Raw genomic sequence first — 14,976 nt, 5'->3', positions numbered from 1 at the left:
GACGGAACTCGCGCGGCCCTTCGGGGTGGGGCGAGCCGGCCGGGCCCGGCTCGCCGCCCTGTCGGCTACTTCACCACGAGTGAGGTCCACGACTGGATCCACTGCTCACGGTTGGCGGCGATCTTGTCGGGTGCCACGGTCTCGGGCTCGCTGACCGTCGCGCCGAACTTCGTGAACAGCTCGGGCAGCTTCACGCTCTTGACGACCGGGTTGACGAACATGTTCAGCGGCATGTCCGCCTGGAAGGTGTCGCTGATCAGGAAGTCCACCAGGGCCTTGCCGCCCGCCTCGTTCTTCGCGCCCGTGAGCAGCCCGGCGAACTCCGTCTGCCGGAAGCAGGTGCCGGTGGCGACTCCGGTGGGCGCCTGCTGCGGCTGCGGCTCGGCGTACAGGACCTCTACGGGCGGGCTGGAGGCGTACGAGACGACGAGCGGGCGGTCGGCCTTGGCCTTTCTGCCGCCGGCCGAGCCCGAGAAGTTCTCGTTGTAGGCCTGTTCCCAACTGTCGACGACCTGCACGCCGTTGGCCTTGAGCTTCTTCCAGTAGTCCTGCCAGCCGTTGTCGCCGTACCGCGCGGCCGTGCCGAGGAGGAAGCCGAGGCCGGGCGAGGAGGTCGCGGCGTTCTCCGTCACGAGCAGGTCCTTGTACTGCGGCTTGACCAGATCGTCGAACGACTGCGGCGGCGCGAGCTTCTTGTCCGTGAAGTACTTCTTGTCGTAGTTGACGCAGATATCGCCGGTGTCGATGGGCGTGACCCGGTTCTGGCCGCGGTCGAGCTGGGTGGCCGTGTCGACGCGGTCGAGACCCTTGGCCTTGTACGGCGTGAACAGGCCGTTGTCGAGGGCGCGGGAGAGCAGGGTGTTGTCGACGCCGAAGAAGACATCGCCCTGGGGCGAACCCTTGGTGAGGATCTCCTTGTTGAGGGCCTCGCCCGCGTCCCCGCTCTTCAGGACCTTGACCGTGTAGCCGGTCCGCCGGGTGAACTCCTTGAGCACGGCGGGCGAGGCGTTGAACGAGTCGTGGCTGACGAGGGTGACGGTCTTCGACTCCGTACCGCCGCTGCCGCCGGACGGCGCGGAGCCGTCGGACCCGCCGCAGGCGGCGAGGACCGAGACCCCGAGCGCGGTGGCGAGCGCGGCGACGGCCGTCCTTCTGCGGGCGGCCGTCCTTCTGTCAGTGACGGTGCCGGCTGTACTGGTGGTGCTGCTCACTGGTTTTCCTCCTGGGAAGTCCAGGAGAAGACGCGGCCCTGCCCGGAGTCAGGACCGGCCGGACTCCGGGCAGGGCGCAACAGCTTGAGTGGTGACCGAACTTCCTACCCAGAATGACCTGGGCGAGGTTCAGAGGGTCTGCGGCCGCTGCCCGCTCTCGCGGACATGTGCCACACTCTCAGCGCTGTGGCGCTCCCCTGTCGGAACATATGCAATGCGTTCAGGCCAACATTACCCCGTGGCCTCCTAGCGCTCCGAGGCGGCCAACTGCCCGCACGCCCCGTCGATCTCCTGGCCCCTGGTGTCCCGTACCGTCACCGGCACGCCATGGGCCGCGATCGCCTCGACGAACGCCTTCTCGTCCTCGGGGCGTGACGCCGTCCACTTCGATCCCGGGGTCGGATTGAGCGGGATCAGATTGACGTGCACCCGCTTGCCCTTGAGCAGCCGGCCCAGCCGGTCGCCGCGCCACGCCTGGTCGTTGATGTCGCGGATGAGGGCGTACTCGATGGAGACCCGGCGGCCGGACTTCTCCGCGTACTCCCAGGCCGCGTCCAGCACTTCCCGTACCTTCCAGCGGGTGTTGACCGGGACGAGGGTGTCGCGCAGCTCGTCGTCAGGCGCGTGCAGGGAGACCGCGAGGCGGCACTTGAACCCCTCGTCGGCGAAACGCAGCATCGCGGGCACCAGACCGACCGTCGAGACCGTGATCCCGCGCTGGGACAGACCCAGACCGTCTGGCTCGGGGTCGGTCAGCCGGCGTATCGCGCCGACCACCCGGTTGTAGTTGGCGAGCGGCTCGCCCATGCCCATGAAGACGATGTTCGACAGCCGGGAGGGGCCGCCGGGCACCTCGCCGTCGCGCAGCGCGCGCATCCCGTCGACGATCTGGTGCACGATCTCCGCGGTGGACAGATTGCGGTCGAGCCCGGCCTGTCCGGTGGCGCAGAAGGGACAGTTCATCCCGCAGCCGGCCTGCGACGAGATGCACATCGTGACCCGGTCCGGATAGCGCATCAGCACCGACTCGACCAGGGTGCCGTCGTGCAGCCGCCACAGCGTCTTACGGGTGGTGTCGTCGTCGCACGAGATGTGCCGCACCACCGACATCAGCTCGGGCACCAGCTCCGCGGCGAGCTTCTGGCGCGCGGCGGCCGGGATGTCGGTCCACTGCTGCGGATCGTGTGCGTACCGCGCGAAGTAGTGCTGCGAAAGCTGGTTGGCACGGAACGCCTTCTCGCCGATCGCGGCGACGGCCTCGCGGCGCTCGGCGGGGGTGAGGTCGGCGAGGTGTCGCGGCGGCTTCTTGGCTCCGCGGGGCGCGACAAATGTCAGTTCTCCAGGTACAGGCATGGTGGAACCAGTGTCGCAGACATGCGGCAGGGGCCCGCTGTCCTGTGGACAACGGGCCCCCGTACGGTATCGCCGCAGGTCAGGCCCTTGACCGGGCCTGGCTCGGCAGGAACCTGCGAGACATCAGGAGCCTACGAAGATCACCAGCAGCAGCCAGACCACCGGCGCCGTGGGCAGCAGGGAGTCGAGGCGGTCCATGATGCCGCCGTGCCCGGGCAGCAGCGTGCCCATGTCCTTGATACCGAGATCCCGCTTGATCATGGACTCGCCGAGATCGCCGAGCGTCGCGCTGGCCGCGACGGCCAGTCCGAGCAGCAGCCCCTGCCACCAGATTCCGTCGTGGATCAGGAACTGCATGCAGAGCGCGCCGGCCACCATGGCGAAGACGACGGCTCCCGCCAGCCCCTCCCTGGTCTTGCCGGGGCTGATGCGCGGCGCGAGCTTGTGCGTACCGAAGCGCCAGCCGACCGCGTACGCGCCCGTGTCGCTGACGACTGTCAGCAGCATGAACATCAGCACCCGCCACGGCCCGTCGTCCGCCCTGAGCATCATCGCCACGAAGGTGGCCAGGAACGGTACGTAGAAGGCGGCGAAAACCCCTGCGGTGACATCCTTCAGATAGCCCTCGGGCGGCGCGGTCATCCGCCAGACCAGCACCGCGAGCGCCGTCAGGGCCATCGCGACCCAGGCTCCCTCGGCGCCGCGCACATATCCGGCGACGATCATCGCGGCGCCGCCGACGGCCAGCGGGACCAGCGGGGCCTTGATGCCCTTCTTCTCGTCCAGCCGCGAGGTCAGCTCCCACAGCCCGATGACCACCGCGACCGCGACGACTCCGACGAACACGGCCTTGACGATGAAGAGCGACGCCGCGACGACCACGCCGAGACCGAGACCCACGCCTATGGCCGCGCGCAGATCACGGCCTGCCCGCTTCTTCTGAGGTGGTGGCGGAGGCGCTCCCATGGGCTCCTGTGGAGTCTCGTCACGGAACAGGGGGCCGCCCGGCCGAGCGGCCCTCCGGTCGTCATCCTGGTCCCCGCCGCCGGCGGGTCCGTCGGGCACGATGGGCATGGGCCGAGTCTGCTGTGTGTCCAGCGCGTCGTACGCGGGACCCGCCGGGGCGGCCCCGTGGTCGGCCGGTCCCCAGTAATCGGTGTAACCGGAGTAACCGGCCGCTGACGGGGCCCCCCGGGAAGAGTCGTTCATCAGACCTCGAGCAGCTCGGCTTCCTTGTGCTTGAGCAGCTCGTCGACCTGCGCGACATACTTCGCGGTCGTGTCGTCGAGCTCCTTCTCCGCGCGGCGTCCCTCGTCCTCGCCGACCTCGCCGTCCTTGACCAGCTTGTCGATGGTCTCCTTGGCCTTGCGGCGTACCGCCCGGATCGAGATCTTCGAGTCCTCGGCCTTGGTCTTGGCGACCTTGATGAACTCCTTACGGCGGTCCTGGGTCAGCTCGGGGAACACCACCCGGATGATATTGCCGTCATTGCTCGGGTTGACGCCGAGGTCGGAGTCGCGGATCGCCTGCTCGATATTGCGCAGGGCGCTCTTGTCGAACGGGGTCACCACGGCCATCCGCGCCTCGGGCACGGCGAACGAGGCGAGCTGGTTGATCGGGGTCAGAGCACCGTAGTAGTCCGCCACGATCTTGTTGAACATCGCTGGATGCGCCCGTCCTGTGCGGATCGCGGCGAAGTCGTCTTTGGCGACCAGGACGGCCTTCTCCATCTTCTCCTCGGCCTCGAGGAGGGTCTCTTCGATCACCACTTGCTCCTGCGTGTCTTGAGTGGGCCCGGCGTGCTCAGCGGGCCGTCGGAACCTGCGTCGCGTCTACTCCTGCACGGTGTCCGACCGGCAGGGCTCTGTCCATCCCGTACGGGGCGGCCCCGGATCAGGTCCGGGTGCCCTGGTCGCTCACGAGCGTGCCGATCTTCTCACCCCTGACCGCACGCGCGATATTGCCTTCCTTCAGCAATTCGAAGACAAGAATCGGCAGCTTGTTGTCCTGGCACAGCGTGATCGCCGTCATGTCGGCGACACGCAGATCGCCCGCGATCACCTCGCTGTACTCCAGCGCGTCGAACTTGACCGCGTCGGGGTTGGTCTTGGGGTCCGAGTCGTACACCCCGTCCACCCCGTTCTTACCCATCAGCAGCGCCTGGGCGTCGATCTCCAGGGCGCGCTGGGCGGCGGTGGTGTCGGTGGAGAAGTACGGCATGCCCATACCGGCGCCGAAGATGACCACGCGGCCCTTCTCCATGTGCCGTACGGCGCGCAGCGGGATGTACGGCTCCGCAACCTGGCCCATGGTGATGGCGGTCTGGACGCGGGAGCCGATGCCTTCCTTCTCCAGGAAATCCTGGAGGGCCAGGCAGTTCATGACCGTACCGAGCATGCCCATGTAGTCGGAGCGTGCCCGGTCCATGCCGCGCTGCTGGAGTTCGGCGCCCCGGAAGAAGTTGCCGCCGCCGATGACGACCGCGATCTGGGCGCCGTCCCGCACGACGGCGGCGATCTCGCGGGCGATGGCGTGTACGACGTCGGGGTCGACGCCGAGCGCTCCCCGGCCGGCGAACGCCTCGCCGGACAGCTTCAGCATGAAGCGGCCGTGCTTCTTGCCGTCGTCGCTCTTGTCGGCTTTGTCGGCCTGTTCCATGGAGATCTCCTCGTGCACATACGAAGAAGGCCATTGCCAGGGTCCTCGCGGTTCCCAGTGCGGCAATGGCCTCCTCGTCAGATCTGCGGTCGCCCGGCGCGTACGCGGACGACTGCGTCAGACCCTATCGGGGTCTTCGGTTGATCGCGTACAGACTCAGATGCCGACCTTGATGCGCGCGAAGCGCTTCAGGCTGACACCGGCCTCGTCCAGGACCTTCTGGACGGACTTCTTGTTGTCCTTCGCGAACGCCTGCTCCAGGACCACGACCTCCTTGAAGAAGCCGTTGACGCGGCCCTCGACGATCTTGGGGAGGGCGGCCTCGGGCTTGCCCTCCTCGCGCGAGGTCGCCTCGGCGACACGGCGCTCGTTCTCGACCGTCTCGGCCGGGACCTCGTCGCGGTTCAGGTACTTCGGGGCGAAGGCGGCGATGTGCTGCGCGACGTCCTTGGCGACCTGGGCGTCTTCCTTGTCCAGCTCGACCAGCACGCCGACCTGCGGCGGGAGGTCGGGCATGGTGCGGTGCATGTAGGCGGCGACATAACCGCCGGTGAACTGCGCGAAGCGGTCCAGGACGATCTTCTCGCCCAGGTTGGCGTTCGCCTCGTCCACATACGCCTGAACGGTCTTGCCGGCCTCGATCTCGGAGGCGAGGAGCGCCTCCAGGTCGGCCGGGGAGGTCGCGGCGACATGCGCGGCGAGGGCGTTGGCCACGTTCTGGAACTTGTCGCCCTTGGCGACGAAGTCCGTCTCGCACTTCAGCTCAAGCAGAACGCCGGAGGTCTTGTCCTCGGAGATGAGGGAGACGACCGCGCCGTTCTCGGCAGAACGGCCCTCGCGCTTGGCGACGCCCTTCTGGCCCTTGACTCGGAGGAACTCGACGGCGCTGTCGACGTTGCCGTCGGCCTCGTCCAGTGCCTTCTTGCAGTCCATCATGCCGGCGCCGGTGAGCTCACGGAGCTTCTTGACGTCGGCGGCGGTGTAATTCGCCATGATCTGTAATTCTCTCTCGAAGGTCTGAAAGATCTACGGGTGAACGGCGGGGGCCGTGGTGCGGCCCCCGCCGTCGACTGCCGGAACCGGTAAGGGGTCAGGCCTGCTCGGTGTCCGCGGCCGCGGCGTCCGCGTCGGCGGCCTTCTCCGTCTCGGCGGAGGTCTGGACGTCGGCCTCGGGCTTGGCAGCCGTGGCGGCCGCGTCATCGGCCTTCTTCTCGCCTTCGAGCAGGTCGCGCTCCCACTCGGCGAGGGGCTCGCCCGCGGCCTTCTCGCCCGGCTTGGAGTCACCGGTGGCGACACCGGAACGGGCGATGAGGCCCTCGGCGACGGCGTCGGCGATCACACGGGTGAGCAGGGTGACGGAACGGATCGCGTCGTCGTTGCCCGGGATCTTGTAGTCGACCTCGTCGGGGTCGCAGTTGGTGTCGAGGATCGCGACGACCGGGATGTGGAGCTTGCGCGCCTCACCGACGGCGATGTGCTCCTTCTTGGTGTCGACGATCCAGACGGCGCTGGGCACCTTCTGCATCTCGCGGATACCGCCGAGGGTCTTCTCCAGCTTGGCCTTCTCGCGGGAGAGGACCAGCAGCTCCTTCTTGGTGAGGCCGGAGGCGGCCACATCCTCGAAGTCGATCTGCTCAAGCTCCTTCAGGCGCTGGAGGCGCTTGTAGACGGTGGAGAAGTTGGTGAGCATGCCGCCCAGCCAGCGCTGGTTGACATAGGGCATGCCGACGCGCGTCGCCTGCTCGGCGATGGCCTCCTGGGCCTGCTTCTTCGTACCGACGAACATGATGGAGCCGCCGTGCGCGACGGTCTCCTTGACGAACTCGTAGGCGCGGTCGATGTACGACAGCGACTGGAGCAGGTCGATGATGTAGATGCCGTTGCGCTCGGTGAAAATGAAGCGCTTCATCTTCGGGTTCCAGCGGCGGGTCTGGTGACCGAAGTGGACGCCGCTCTCCAGCAGCTCCCGCATCGTGACGACGGCCATGGCCGTACTCCTTGAGATACTCGGTTGTCGCGTCCGCCGGACGGCGGCCGCACCTGACGCCCCGGTGCGCTGTGCCACGGAGGACCGAGAAGCGCTGACATCGGCGCGAAGGGGGCCGATGGCGGGGCGTGCGAAGTCGACCCGGTGACCCGGATCGCCACAAGAAGTGTACGGGACCGTCGCACCCCCGGGTGACGGCGATATCCACAACCGGTCGGTGGTCCACAGATCCGGGGCATGATCAGCACGGTTGTGCCGGGTGCGGCACGGTGGGGACATGATCACTGTCCGTGTCGATGTGCGTCCTGTCCTCGCTCTCTCGTTCCTCGTTTCGTTCTTCTTGTCCCTCTTCTCGTCCCTCGTTTTCCCTGACTCCGCTGCCGCCGCTGCCGCCGCCTCCGCTGCCGATGGGGGCGGTGGAGGTGGCGGCCGGGTGTGGCCGGTGGGATCGAGGCCGGCGGTCCTGCGCGGCTGGGAGCCGCCGGAGTCGGCGTACGGCCGGGGGCACCGCGGGGTCGATCTGGCCGCCGCGCCGGGCTCGGTGGTACGGGCCGCTGCCGGGGGCCGGGTGTCGTTCGCGGGCCGGGTCGCGGGCCGCCGGGTGCTGGCGATCGCTCTGTCCGGTACGGGTGCGCCGCCTCTGCGGATCACCTACGAGCCGGTGGAGCCGCTGGTCTCCAAAGGGGATGCGGTGGCCCCGGGGCAGGTGGTGGCCCGGCTGGACAGCGGTCCGTCGCACTGTGCCGCGGGCTGTCTGCACTGGGGGCTGCTGAGGGGCACGGTCTATCTGGACCCGCTGTCCCTGCTGCCGCCGGAGCTGCTGCGCCGGGGCCCGTCCCGGTTGCTCCCGGTCGTCGGTGTCCCCGAACCGCCGTCGGCCGCCTTGCCTCGGTCGATGGCTGCCGTCGCGTCGACGGCGAGCAGTGCGGTGCACGCGATCGTCCTGCTGGCGTCGGCGGTCCGGGCGCACCGCGCGGGGCGGTGCCGGGGGCTCAGCCCCGTACGCCGCGCAGGGCCATGGAGACGGCGGCCTCGGCGATCTCCTCCGGGATCTCGGCCGCGCCCAGTTCGATACGGCGGACCGCCGCGTCCACAACGCCCTGGAGCAGCATCGCGGCGAGCCGGGGCTGCTGATGGCCCAGTTCGGCGAGGGCCTCCACGATCATGGCGATCAGACCGCCGTGCGCGGCGCGGATCTTCTCGCGGGCCCCCGCGTCGAGTTCGCTCGCGGAGATGGCGACCACGGCGCGGTGGCGCCGGTCGCCGACCAGCGCGAGCTGCTGCCGTACATACGCCTCGACCTTGGCCTCGGGGGTGTCCGCGCCGGCCATGGCCGCCTCGACCTCGGCCGCCCAGAGGGGGAAGTCCACGGCGCACAGCTCTTCGACAACGGCGGCGCGGGAGCGGAAGTATTCGTAGACGGAGGACCTGGCGAGGCCTGTGCGCTCGGCGAGAGCGGGGAAGGTCAGCGCTTCCGTGCCGCCTTCGGACAGGAGGAAGCGTGCGGCGTCCAGGAGGGCGCCACGCTGCATGGTCCGGTGCTCGGCCACGGAGGCCGCTCGAATCCTGGGCACGCCTCCACTTTACGGATGGGGCGGCCGTGGTAAAGCGTCAGCGTCCCACGTCGGCCAGCTTGGCCCGCAGTTGGAGCACCGACTTCGTATGGATCTGGCTGACCCTGCTCTCGGTCACACCGAGGACATGGCCGATCTCGGCGAGGGTGAGGCCCTCGTAGTAGTAGAGCGTGACCACGGTCTTCTCGCGGTCGGGGAGCGTATTGATCGCACGGGCCAGCAGCCGTCTCAGCTCGCGGTCCTCGGCGACCTCCACCGGATCGTCGGCGGCGGTGTCCTCCAGGGTGTCCATCAGGCTGAGCCGGTCGCCGCCCTCGCCGCCGACATGGAGCAGTTCCTCCAGCGCCACCACATTGGCCAGGGACAACTGGCTGAATACGGCGTGGAGTTCCTCCAGCGCGATCCCCATCTCCGCGGCCACCTCGCCCTCCGAGGGCGTGCGTCTGAGCTGCGCCTCCAACGTGGCGTAGGCACGCTCGACGGCTCTGGCCTTCTGCCGTACGGAGCGCGGGATCCAGTCCAGGGCCCTGAGTTCGTCGATCATCGCGCCACGGATCCGGGTGATCGCGTAGGTCTCGAACTTGATGGAGCGCTCGATGTCGAACTTCTCGATCGCGTCGATCAGCCCGAAGACCCCGGAGGAGACGAAGTCGGCCTGCTCGACATTGGACGGCAGTCCCACACTGACCCGGCCCGCGACATACTTCACCAGCGGTGAGTAGTGCAAGATCAACTGCTCACGCAGCCGCTCGTCGCCCGTGGTCTTGTACGACCGCCACAGCTCTTCGAGCGACGAGGGCGCGGGGGGCCGTACGGCGCTCCGGGCAGCCGGGGGCGCTGCCGCGCGGTCAGACCCGGAGGTGTGCTGGGGCATGCGTTGCCTTGAGCCGTTCTGCTGTGAAGTGCGGGGGACGTCTGCTGGGGCCGGAATGCAGGTGAGCGTAGCGTGACTGAGCCGTCGCGCCACCCGAGGAGCGGGCGGCCGCGCCCGTCCCGGTGGACGCCTTCGAGCACATCTTCGATCCCGGGCCGACACCGCTCGCGCCGGCCCGTCGGGCGGCACCGACGGAGTTGAAGGGATCATCGCTCTCACCTTTTCACCCGAATGCCCCAGGTCAAGAACCGCCTCGCCGCGTGGTGGCCGCCGGAGTCGCCGGGCCGGCCAACTGCCATCCGTCGCCACGCCGTTCGACAAAACCCAGCGAGTGGAGTTCGTACAGCCTGGCGAGAGCCTCGTCCGGAGTCGTTCCCGCGCCCCGCGCGATGTCCGGCCCGGCGGCGCTGCCCCGGGCAGGCAGTGCTTCCAGGACCCGGGCGCTGAGCGGGTCGAGCAGGTCCCTGGGCAGTACAGGGCCGCGGCGGCGCGGGGCCAGCTCGCCGATGTCGCCGACCAGCTCCGCCACTTCGGCGGCGTCCGTGACCAGCACTCCCTCACCGCGCAGCAGTTCGTGCACGCCGGCCGACAGCCCGCTGGTGACGGGGCCCGGCACGCCCATCGTGAAGCGGCCGAGCCGCTGGGCGTCGCGGGCGGTGACCAGGGAGCCGCTGCGGTATTCCGCCTCCACCACGACGGTGCCCCGGGTGAGCGCGGCGATCACCCGGTTGCGCAGCACGAATCTGCTGCGGGTGGGGTGGTCGCCCGGCGCCAGTTCGGCGACGACCAGGCCCTGTTCGACGATGCGCCCGATCAGCTCGGCGTGACCGCGCGGATAGACCACATCGACCCCGCAGGCCAGCACGGCCACGGTCGCCCCTCCGGACGCCAGCGCGCCCCGGTGGGCCGCACCGTCCACCCCGAACGCGGCGCCGGAGGTCACCACCCAGCCGCGCTCGGCGAGACCCGCGCCGATACTGGCCGCCATATGTGCCCCATACGAGGTACACGCCCGGGCGCCGACCACAGCTACGGAACGCAGCGACCAGATCCGCAGGTCCGGGCCGCCCCGTACCCAGAGCCCGATGGGCCTGGCATCGCCGAGGTCGTCGAGCTGGCTGGGCCACTCGGTGTCACCTGGGCAGACGAACCGGCCGCCGAGCCGGGCGACCGCCGCGAGATCGCGCTCGGGTACGGCCGCCAGGGCCCGGGCGCGGTATCCGTCGAGCCGCGGCTCACCGACACCGGTGAGCCGGCCCCGTCCGGCGTCGGGCGCGGTGAGCAGCGACAGCAGTCCGGTGGCACCGAACTCCCGCAGCCACCGCCCGCCGTGCTCGTCCCCGGGCTCCAGCACCCGGGTGAGCGCGGCCCGCGCCAGCCGCTCCGCCGGGCCGGCACCGGCCGTCATGTGACTCCTCCGGCCACCGGCACGGCGCCCCGGGCGATGCCGGTGCGCAGCTCCAGCGCGAGCGCGACATCCCGCGCCTCGGGCCGGTCGCGCCCGGCGAGATCCGCGACCGTCCAGGCCACCCGCAGCACCCGGTCCAGGCCTCGCGCCGTGAGCAGTCCGCGCTCCAGATCGCGTTCGGCCGCGGCGAGCGCGCCGGAAGCGACCGGCCAGCGGGTGCGCAGCTCATGGCCGGGCACCTCGCTGTTGACGGCCCAGGGTGTGCCCTCCAGGCGGGCCGCCGACCGCGCCCTGGCGTCCCGTACCCGCTCGGCGACCGCCGCCGTGGGCTCGCCCCTGCCGCCCTGCCCGATCAGGTCCTCGCGGTGGACGGGGCGGACGTCGACCCGCAGATCGACCCGGTCGAGCAGTGGCCCGGACAGCCGCGACTGATAGCGGCGGATCGCCGAGGGCGGGCATTCGCACCCGGCGCCGTGCAGGGTGTGCCGGCCGCAGGGGCAGGGGTTGGCGGCGAGGATCATCAGGAAACGGGCGGGGAGCCGCACCACCCCCGCGCTGCGCGCCACCACCACATGCCCCGACTCCAGCGGCTGGCGCAGGGCGTCCAGCGCCCGGCCCGAGAACTCCGGGGCCTCGTCCAGAAAGAGCACGCCACGGTGTGCCAGGGACACCGCGCCCGGTCTCGGCAGTCCGTTGCCGCCGCCGACCAGGGACTGCATGGTGGCCGAGTGGTGCGGTGCGCAGTAGGGCGGCGTACGGACGAGCGGCTCGCCGGGCGGCAGGATGCCCGCCACCGAGTGCACCGCCGTGACCTCCAGCGACTCCTGCCGGGTCAGGGGCGGCAGCACCCCGGGCAGCCGCTCGGCCAGCATGGTCTTGCCCGCGCCCGGCGGGCCCTGAAGAAGCAGATGGTGGCCGCCCGCCGCGGCCACTTCCAGGGCCGTACGGGCCGGTCCCTGCCCGGCGACATCCGCGAGGTCGGGCCGGTGTCCCTCGCCCTCGCCGTTACCGGCCGCCAGCCCGGTGCCGACCCCCGCGCCCGGCACCATCAGCCCCGCCAGCATCGCGTCCGGGCGCCCCGCCACGGTGTCCCGGGGCTCGTCGGGCACCGCCTCGTCGGTCAGTACGGCGATGAGCTGCCGCAGGCTCCGTACCCCGAGGACCGACACCCCCGGCACCAGGGACGCCTCGCCCGCGGTCTGCTCGGGAACCACCACCTGCCGGTAGCCCGCCTCGGCCGCCGCGAGCACGGCGGGCAGCACCCCGCGCACCGGCCTGACCCGCCCGTCCAGACCCAGCTCCCCGATCAGCACCAGATCGGCGATGGCCCGGGGATCGATGCGCTCGGCCGCGCCGAGCACCGCCGCGGCGACGGCCAGATCGAATCCGCTGCCGCTCTTCGGTACGGAAGCCGGGCTCAGTCCGACCGTGAGCTTCTTCTGCGGCCACTCGGCGCCCGAGTTCACCACCGCTGCCCTGACCCGGTCGCGGCTCTCCACCAGGCTCTTGTCCGGCAGCCCCACCAGGGTGAACGCGGCCACTCCCGGCTCAAGATCCGCCTGGACCTCGACCACCACGCCCTCGACACCCACCAGTGCCACCGAGCACGCTCGCGCGAACCCCATCAGGCCACCCCCCGCGCGTGCTCGATCTCGGCCGGGCCGCGCCGGGGCAGCACCACTCCGATCAGATCGATCCGCACTCCGCCGGGCGGCGGACCGCCGCACCGCTCCAGCCAGCAGGCAGCGAGCCGTCTGAGCCGGTCCGCCTTCTCCTCGGTGACCGCGGCCATCGGATGTTCGAACGATCCGGACCTGCGGGTCTTGACCTCACAGACGACCAGCACCGCGCCGCCCCGGGCATCGCTGTCCCGGGCCACGATGTCGATCTCGCCCGTCCTGCCGCACCGCCAGTTGCGGGCCAGCACGGTCATCCCCGCCTCGGCCAGTCTGCGCGCGGCCAGCTCCTCGCCGTACCGCCCCAGAGCCCTCGTCGCGTTCGTCGCTTTCGCCGCGTTCGTAGCGCTGGTCGCATTCGTCGCGTTCATTTCGGCACCACCTCCGGCACCGACTGTGACGCGACCGCCCGCAATGAGTGGATCTTGGTGGACAAGTCACCGATTGTGGATAACCCGGCCACCCTGGCGGGTGACCGCCCACCGCCCCGCCCGAGGCAACGCCGGACGCCCCGGCGCGACCGCCCGGCTCAAGCCCTTCAGCCGCCGGGCAGTTCGAGGTCGCTCTTGTTCAGCTCCTCGATATTCACGTCCTTGAACGTGAGCACCCGGACCTGCTTGACAAACCTGGCCGGCCTGTACATGTCCCAGACCCATGCGTCCGCCATCGTGACCTCGAAGAAGACCTCACCCTGCACCGAGTGCACCTGCATCTCGTAGTCATTGGTGAGATAGAAACGACGCTCGGTCTCGATCACATATTTGAACAGACCGACGACATCGCGGTACTCCCGGTAGAGCTTCAGCTCCATCTCGGTCTCGTACTTTTCGAGGTCCTCGGCGCTCATGGCATGTTCCCCTTCAGCCGTACGTCCCCCCATTGTGCTCCGACGCCCCGCACCCCTAGACAATTTCGGGGGCGAGGACCACCGGCGTATCCGGAGGACCCTCTTCGAGCAGCGTACGCAGCAGTTCGGCGAGCCTGGTCGGGTACACCGTCTCACGCGCCGCCAGCAGTTCGGCGGAGGTCCACCACCTCAGCCCCGCGACGCTGCGCAGCTCCAGCTCCGTCAGCCCGTCCGCCGAGGTCTCGGTCTGCGCCGTACGTGCCAGGAAGTACCACTCGTCCTGGTCCCAGCGTCTCCCGTCGAAGGGAAAGGAGCAGATCCGGCGCCAGAGCACGGGCCCCAGCTCCACCTGTGTGATACCCGTCTCCTCGGCCAGCTCGCGCAGCGCGGCCTCCTCGCGGGTCTCGTCCCCCTCCAGACCGCCGCCGGGCGTGAACCACCAGTCGTCGCCGGGATCGTCCGGCTCGAATCCGTGCAGCAGCAGAATCCGGTCCTGGGGGTCGAGCAGCACCACCCGGGCCACCTTGCGCAGCCCTCCCTCAGCCGGTTCACCAGCCGGTTCGGGCAGCTCTCCCTCAGCGGGCACCGGCGGACGCCCCTTCCCGGGCCCCGCGGGCCCTCCGGGGCGCCGACAGCCACCGCGCGACCGGTCCGTACGCCGCGCCGCCCAGGATCAGCAGCGCCCCGCCCAGAATCGCCGCCGCCACCAGCCTCACCGGCCCTGCCCCGGACACCCCGCCCGGCATCCCTTGGAACGCCTCCGGCCGGCCGACCAGACTGCCCAGCGGCCACACCACGGCATCGACACGCGCGTCCACCGACGAGCGCGGTACGGAGCCCTGTGCCTGGTCCTGGAGATGCATGCGGGAGTCCATCGAGCCGCTGCGCTCATCTCCGAGCAGAAAGAGCTGCCCCTCGGGCACTTTCGCGTCGAATTCGGTCGTGGACGCCTGCCCGCCGGGCATTCCCTGAACGTACGGTTCGCGCACGGGCTTGCCGTTCACGGTGAGCCTGCCGTCCGCGTCGCAGCAGGCGACCGTGTCGCCGCCGACACCGACGACGCGCTTCAGCATCGGAAGGTCGCCCCAGTCGGCGTCGGTGAAGACCACCACATCCCCGCGCCGTACATCGCCGCCGGATATCCGCTGGCCCAGCACCCGGTCACCCGCCTTCACGGTCGGGCTCATCGAATTGGTGGGCACGGTGTACGGCCGGTACTCCACGGCTCCCCAGACGAACCCGCCGAGGAAGAGCACACAGCCGACGGCCACGGCCAGCCCCGACAGCACATTGCCGAGGCGACCGTGGCCGCCGCTCACCGTTTGCGAATCCGTACGCCCTGTCGCCGCGCGCCCGGTCCCGACTGTCCCGCTCATCCCAGCGCTCCC

Annotated in this window: 15 protein-coding genes, 1 pseudogene and 1 riboswitch; of the genes and pseudogenes, 1 reads left to right on the top strand and 15 read right to left on the bottom strand. The window is 70.1% G+C overall.

Going from position 1 to position 14,976, the window contains the following annotated elements:
* Positions 1–65: 65 nt before the first annotated feature.
* The 7 genes from ACFU9P_RS16040 to rpsB form a co-directional block, all read right to left on the bottom strand.
* Entirely contained in the window at positions 66–1,211 is a 1,146-nt protein-coding gene (locus tag ACFU9P_RS16040) for a thiamine ABC transporter substrate binding subunit (protein ID WP_384080860.1), read from the bottom strand.
* A gap of 83 nt (positions 1,212–1,294) precedes the next feature.
* Positions 1,295–1,420, bottom strand: a riboswitch (TPP riboswitch).
* Between the two features lie 37 nt (positions 1,421–1,457).
* On the bottom strand, positions 1,458–2,564 hold the full coding sequence (rlmN, locus tag ACFU9P_RS16035) for a 23S rRNA (adenine(2503)-C(2))-methyltransferase RlmN (RefSeq protein ID WP_376371284.1): 1,107 nt from the start codon (positions 2,562–2,564) through the stop codon (positions 1,458–1,460).
* A gap of 123 nt (positions 2,565–2,687) precedes the next feature.
* Positions 2,688–3,773, bottom strand: a complete 1,086-nt coding sequence (locus ACFU9P_RS16030; protein ID WP_376371286.1) for a phosphatidate cytidylyltransferase — start codon at positions 3,771–3,773, stop codon at positions 2,688–2,690.
* The gene (gene frr, locus ACFU9P_RS16025; RefSeq protein WP_046499668.1) at positions 3,773–4,330 is read right to left on the bottom strand and encodes a ribosome recycling factor; all 558 of its coding nucleotides are present in this window, start codon (positions 4,328–4,330) and stop codon (positions 3,773–3,775) included. Before frr ends, ACFU9P_RS16030 begins: the two co-directional genes overlap by 1 nt.
* A gap of 127 nt (positions 4,331–4,457) precedes the next feature.
* Positions 4,458–5,222 (bottom strand): UMP kinase, encoded by a 765-nt coding sequence (pyrH, locus tag ACFU9P_RS16020; protein ID WP_376371289.1) that lies wholly within the window; start codon positions 5,220–5,222, stop codon positions 4,458–4,460.
* A gap of 156 nt (positions 5,223–5,378) precedes the next feature.
* On the bottom strand, positions 5,379–6,215 hold the full coding sequence (tsf, locus tag ACFU9P_RS16015; RefSeq protein ID WP_046499666.1) for a translation elongation factor Ts: 837 nt from the start codon (positions 6,213–6,215) through the stop codon (positions 5,379–5,381).
* Positions 6,216–6,312: 97 nt separating this feature from the next.
* The gene (rpsB, locus tag ACFU9P_RS16010; protein ID WP_376371294.1) at positions 6,313–7,209 is read right to left on the bottom strand and encodes a 30S ribosomal protein S2; all 897 of its coding nucleotides are present in this window, start codon (positions 7,207–7,209) and stop codon (positions 6,313–6,315) included.
* Positions 7,210–7,582: 373 nt separating this feature from the next.
* Between rpsB and ACFU9P_RS16005 the strand changes: the two are divergent.
* Positions 7,583–8,092, top strand: a pseudogene (locus tag ACFU9P_RS16005) (peptidoglycan DD-metalloendopeptidase family protein); the annotation flags it as partial.
* Positions 8,093–8,201: 109 nt separating this feature from the next.
* Here the strand turns inward: ACFU9P_RS16005 and ACFU9P_RS16000 are convergent.
* The 8 genes from ACFU9P_RS16000 to lepB all read right to left on the bottom strand — a co-directional run bounded on the left by ACFU9P_RS16000 (position 8,202) and on the right by lepB (position 14,964).
* A complete protein-coding gene (locus ACFU9P_RS16000) occupies positions 8,202–8,741 on the bottom strand; it encodes a TetR/AcrR family transcriptional regulator (protein WP_384081038.1) in 540 nt (179 codons plus the stop codon).
* A gap of 79 nt (positions 8,742–8,820) precedes the next feature.
* Complete coding sequence (gene whiG / locus ACFU9P_RS15995) at positions 8,821–9,657, bottom strand: RNA polymerase sigma factor WhiG (RefSeq protein ID WP_217306396.1); 837 nt, start codon at positions 9,655–9,657, stop codon at positions 8,821–8,823.
* A gap of 241 nt (positions 9,658–9,898) precedes the next feature.
* Positions 9,899–11,065 carry a DNA-processing protein DprA gene (gene dprA / locus ACFU9P_RS15990; protein WP_384080852.1) on the bottom strand — a complete coding sequence of 389 codons (1,167 nt, stop codon included), beginning with the start codon at positions 11,063–11,065 and terminating at the stop codon, positions 9,899–9,901.
* The gene (locus tag ACFU9P_RS15985; protein ID WP_384080848.1) at positions 11,062–12,690 is read right to left on the bottom strand and encodes a YifB family Mg chelatase-like AAA ATPase; all 1,629 of its coding nucleotides are present in this window, start codon (positions 12,688–12,690) and stop codon (positions 11,062–11,064) included. The genes dprA and ACFU9P_RS15985 overlap by 4 nt, the downstream gene beginning before the upstream one ends.
* Positions 12,690–13,112, bottom strand: a complete 423-nt coding sequence (locus tag ACFU9P_RS15980; RefSeq protein WP_376371303.1) for a YraN family protein — start codon at positions 13,110–13,112, stop codon at positions 12,690–12,692. Before ACFU9P_RS15980 ends, ACFU9P_RS15985 begins: the two co-directional genes overlap by 1 nt.
* Before the next feature lie 167 nt (positions 13,113–13,279).
* The gene (locus ACFU9P_RS15975) at positions 13,280–13,588 is read right to left on the bottom strand and encodes a DUF2469 domain-containing protein (RefSeq protein ID WP_014675276.1); all 309 of its coding nucleotides are present in this window, start codon (positions 13,586–13,588) and stop codon (positions 13,280–13,282) included.
* Positions 13,589–13,643: 55 nt separating this feature from the next.
* Positions 13,644–14,174, bottom strand: a complete 531-nt coding sequence (locus ACFU9P_RS15970) for an NUDIX hydrolase (RefSeq protein ID WP_384080845.1) — start codon at positions 14,172–14,174, stop codon at positions 13,644–13,646.
* Positions 14,164–14,964: a signal peptidase I gene (lepB, locus tag ACFU9P_RS15965; RefSeq protein WP_384080842.1), complete on the bottom strand. Its 801-nt coding sequence runs from the start codon at positions 14,962–14,964 to the stop codon at positions 14,164–14,166. Before lepB ends, ACFU9P_RS15970 begins: the two co-directional genes overlap by 11 nt.
* Positions 14,965–14,976: the final 12 nt, after the last annotated feature.

It is taken from the genome of Streptomyces sp. NPDC057617 (assembly GCF_042800555.1).
Classification (GTDB): Bacteria; Actinomycetota; Actinomycetes; order Streptomycetales; family Streptomycetaceae; genus Streptomyces.
This window is presented reverse-complemented; position numbering and strand designations above follow the sequence as displayed.

Bases quoted from the DNA above. Each gene is read 5' to 3' on its own strand.
- rlmN (WP_376371284.1), bottom strand. From the start codon at position 2,564: ATGCCTGTACCTGGAGAACTGACATTTGTCGCGCCCCGCGGAGCCAAG.
- ACFU9P_RS16000 (WP_384081038.1), bottom strand. From the start codon at position 8,741: ATGCAGCGTGGCGCCCTCCTGGACGCCGCACGCTTCCTCCTGTCCGAA.
- pyrH (WP_376371289.1), bottom strand. From the start codon at position 5,222: ATGGAACAGGCCGACAAAGCCGACAAGAGCGACGACGGCAAGAAGCAC.
- rpsB (WP_376371294.1), bottom strand. From the start codon at position 7,209: ATGGCCGTCGTCACGATGCGGGAGCTGCTGGAGAGCGGCGTCCACTTC.
- ACFU9P_RS16030 (WP_376371286.1), bottom strand. From the start codon at position 3,773: ATGAACGACTCTTCCCGGGGGGCCCCGTCAGCGGCCGGTTACTCCGGT.
- whiG (WP_217306396.1), bottom strand. From the start codon at position 9,657: ATGCCCCAGCACACCTCCGGGTCTGACCGCGCGGCAGCGCCCCCGGCT.
- ACFU9P_RS15985 (WP_384080848.1), bottom strand. From the start codon at position 12,690: ATGGGGTTCGCGCGAGCGTGCTCGGTGGCACTGGTGGGTGTCGAGGGC.
- ACFU9P_RS15975 (WP_014675276.1), bottom strand. From the start codon at position 13,588: ATGAGCGCCGAGGACCTCGAAAAGTACGAGACCGAGATGGAGCTGAAG.
- ACFU9P_RS15980 (WP_376371303.1), bottom strand. From the start codon at position 13,112: ATGAACGCGACGAATGCGACCAGCGCTACGAACGCGGCGAAAGCGACG.
- dprA (WP_384080852.1), bottom strand. From the start codon at position 11,065: ATGACGGCCGGTGCCGGCCCGGCGGAGCGGCTGGCGCGGGCCGCGCTC.
- lepB (WP_384080842.1), bottom strand. From the start codon at position 14,964: ATGAGCGGGACAGTCGGGACCGGGCGCGCGGCGACAGGGCGTACGGAT.
- tsf (WP_046499666.1), bottom strand. From the start codon at position 6,215: ATGGCGAATTACACCGCCGCCGACGTCAAGAAGCTCCGTGAGCTCACC.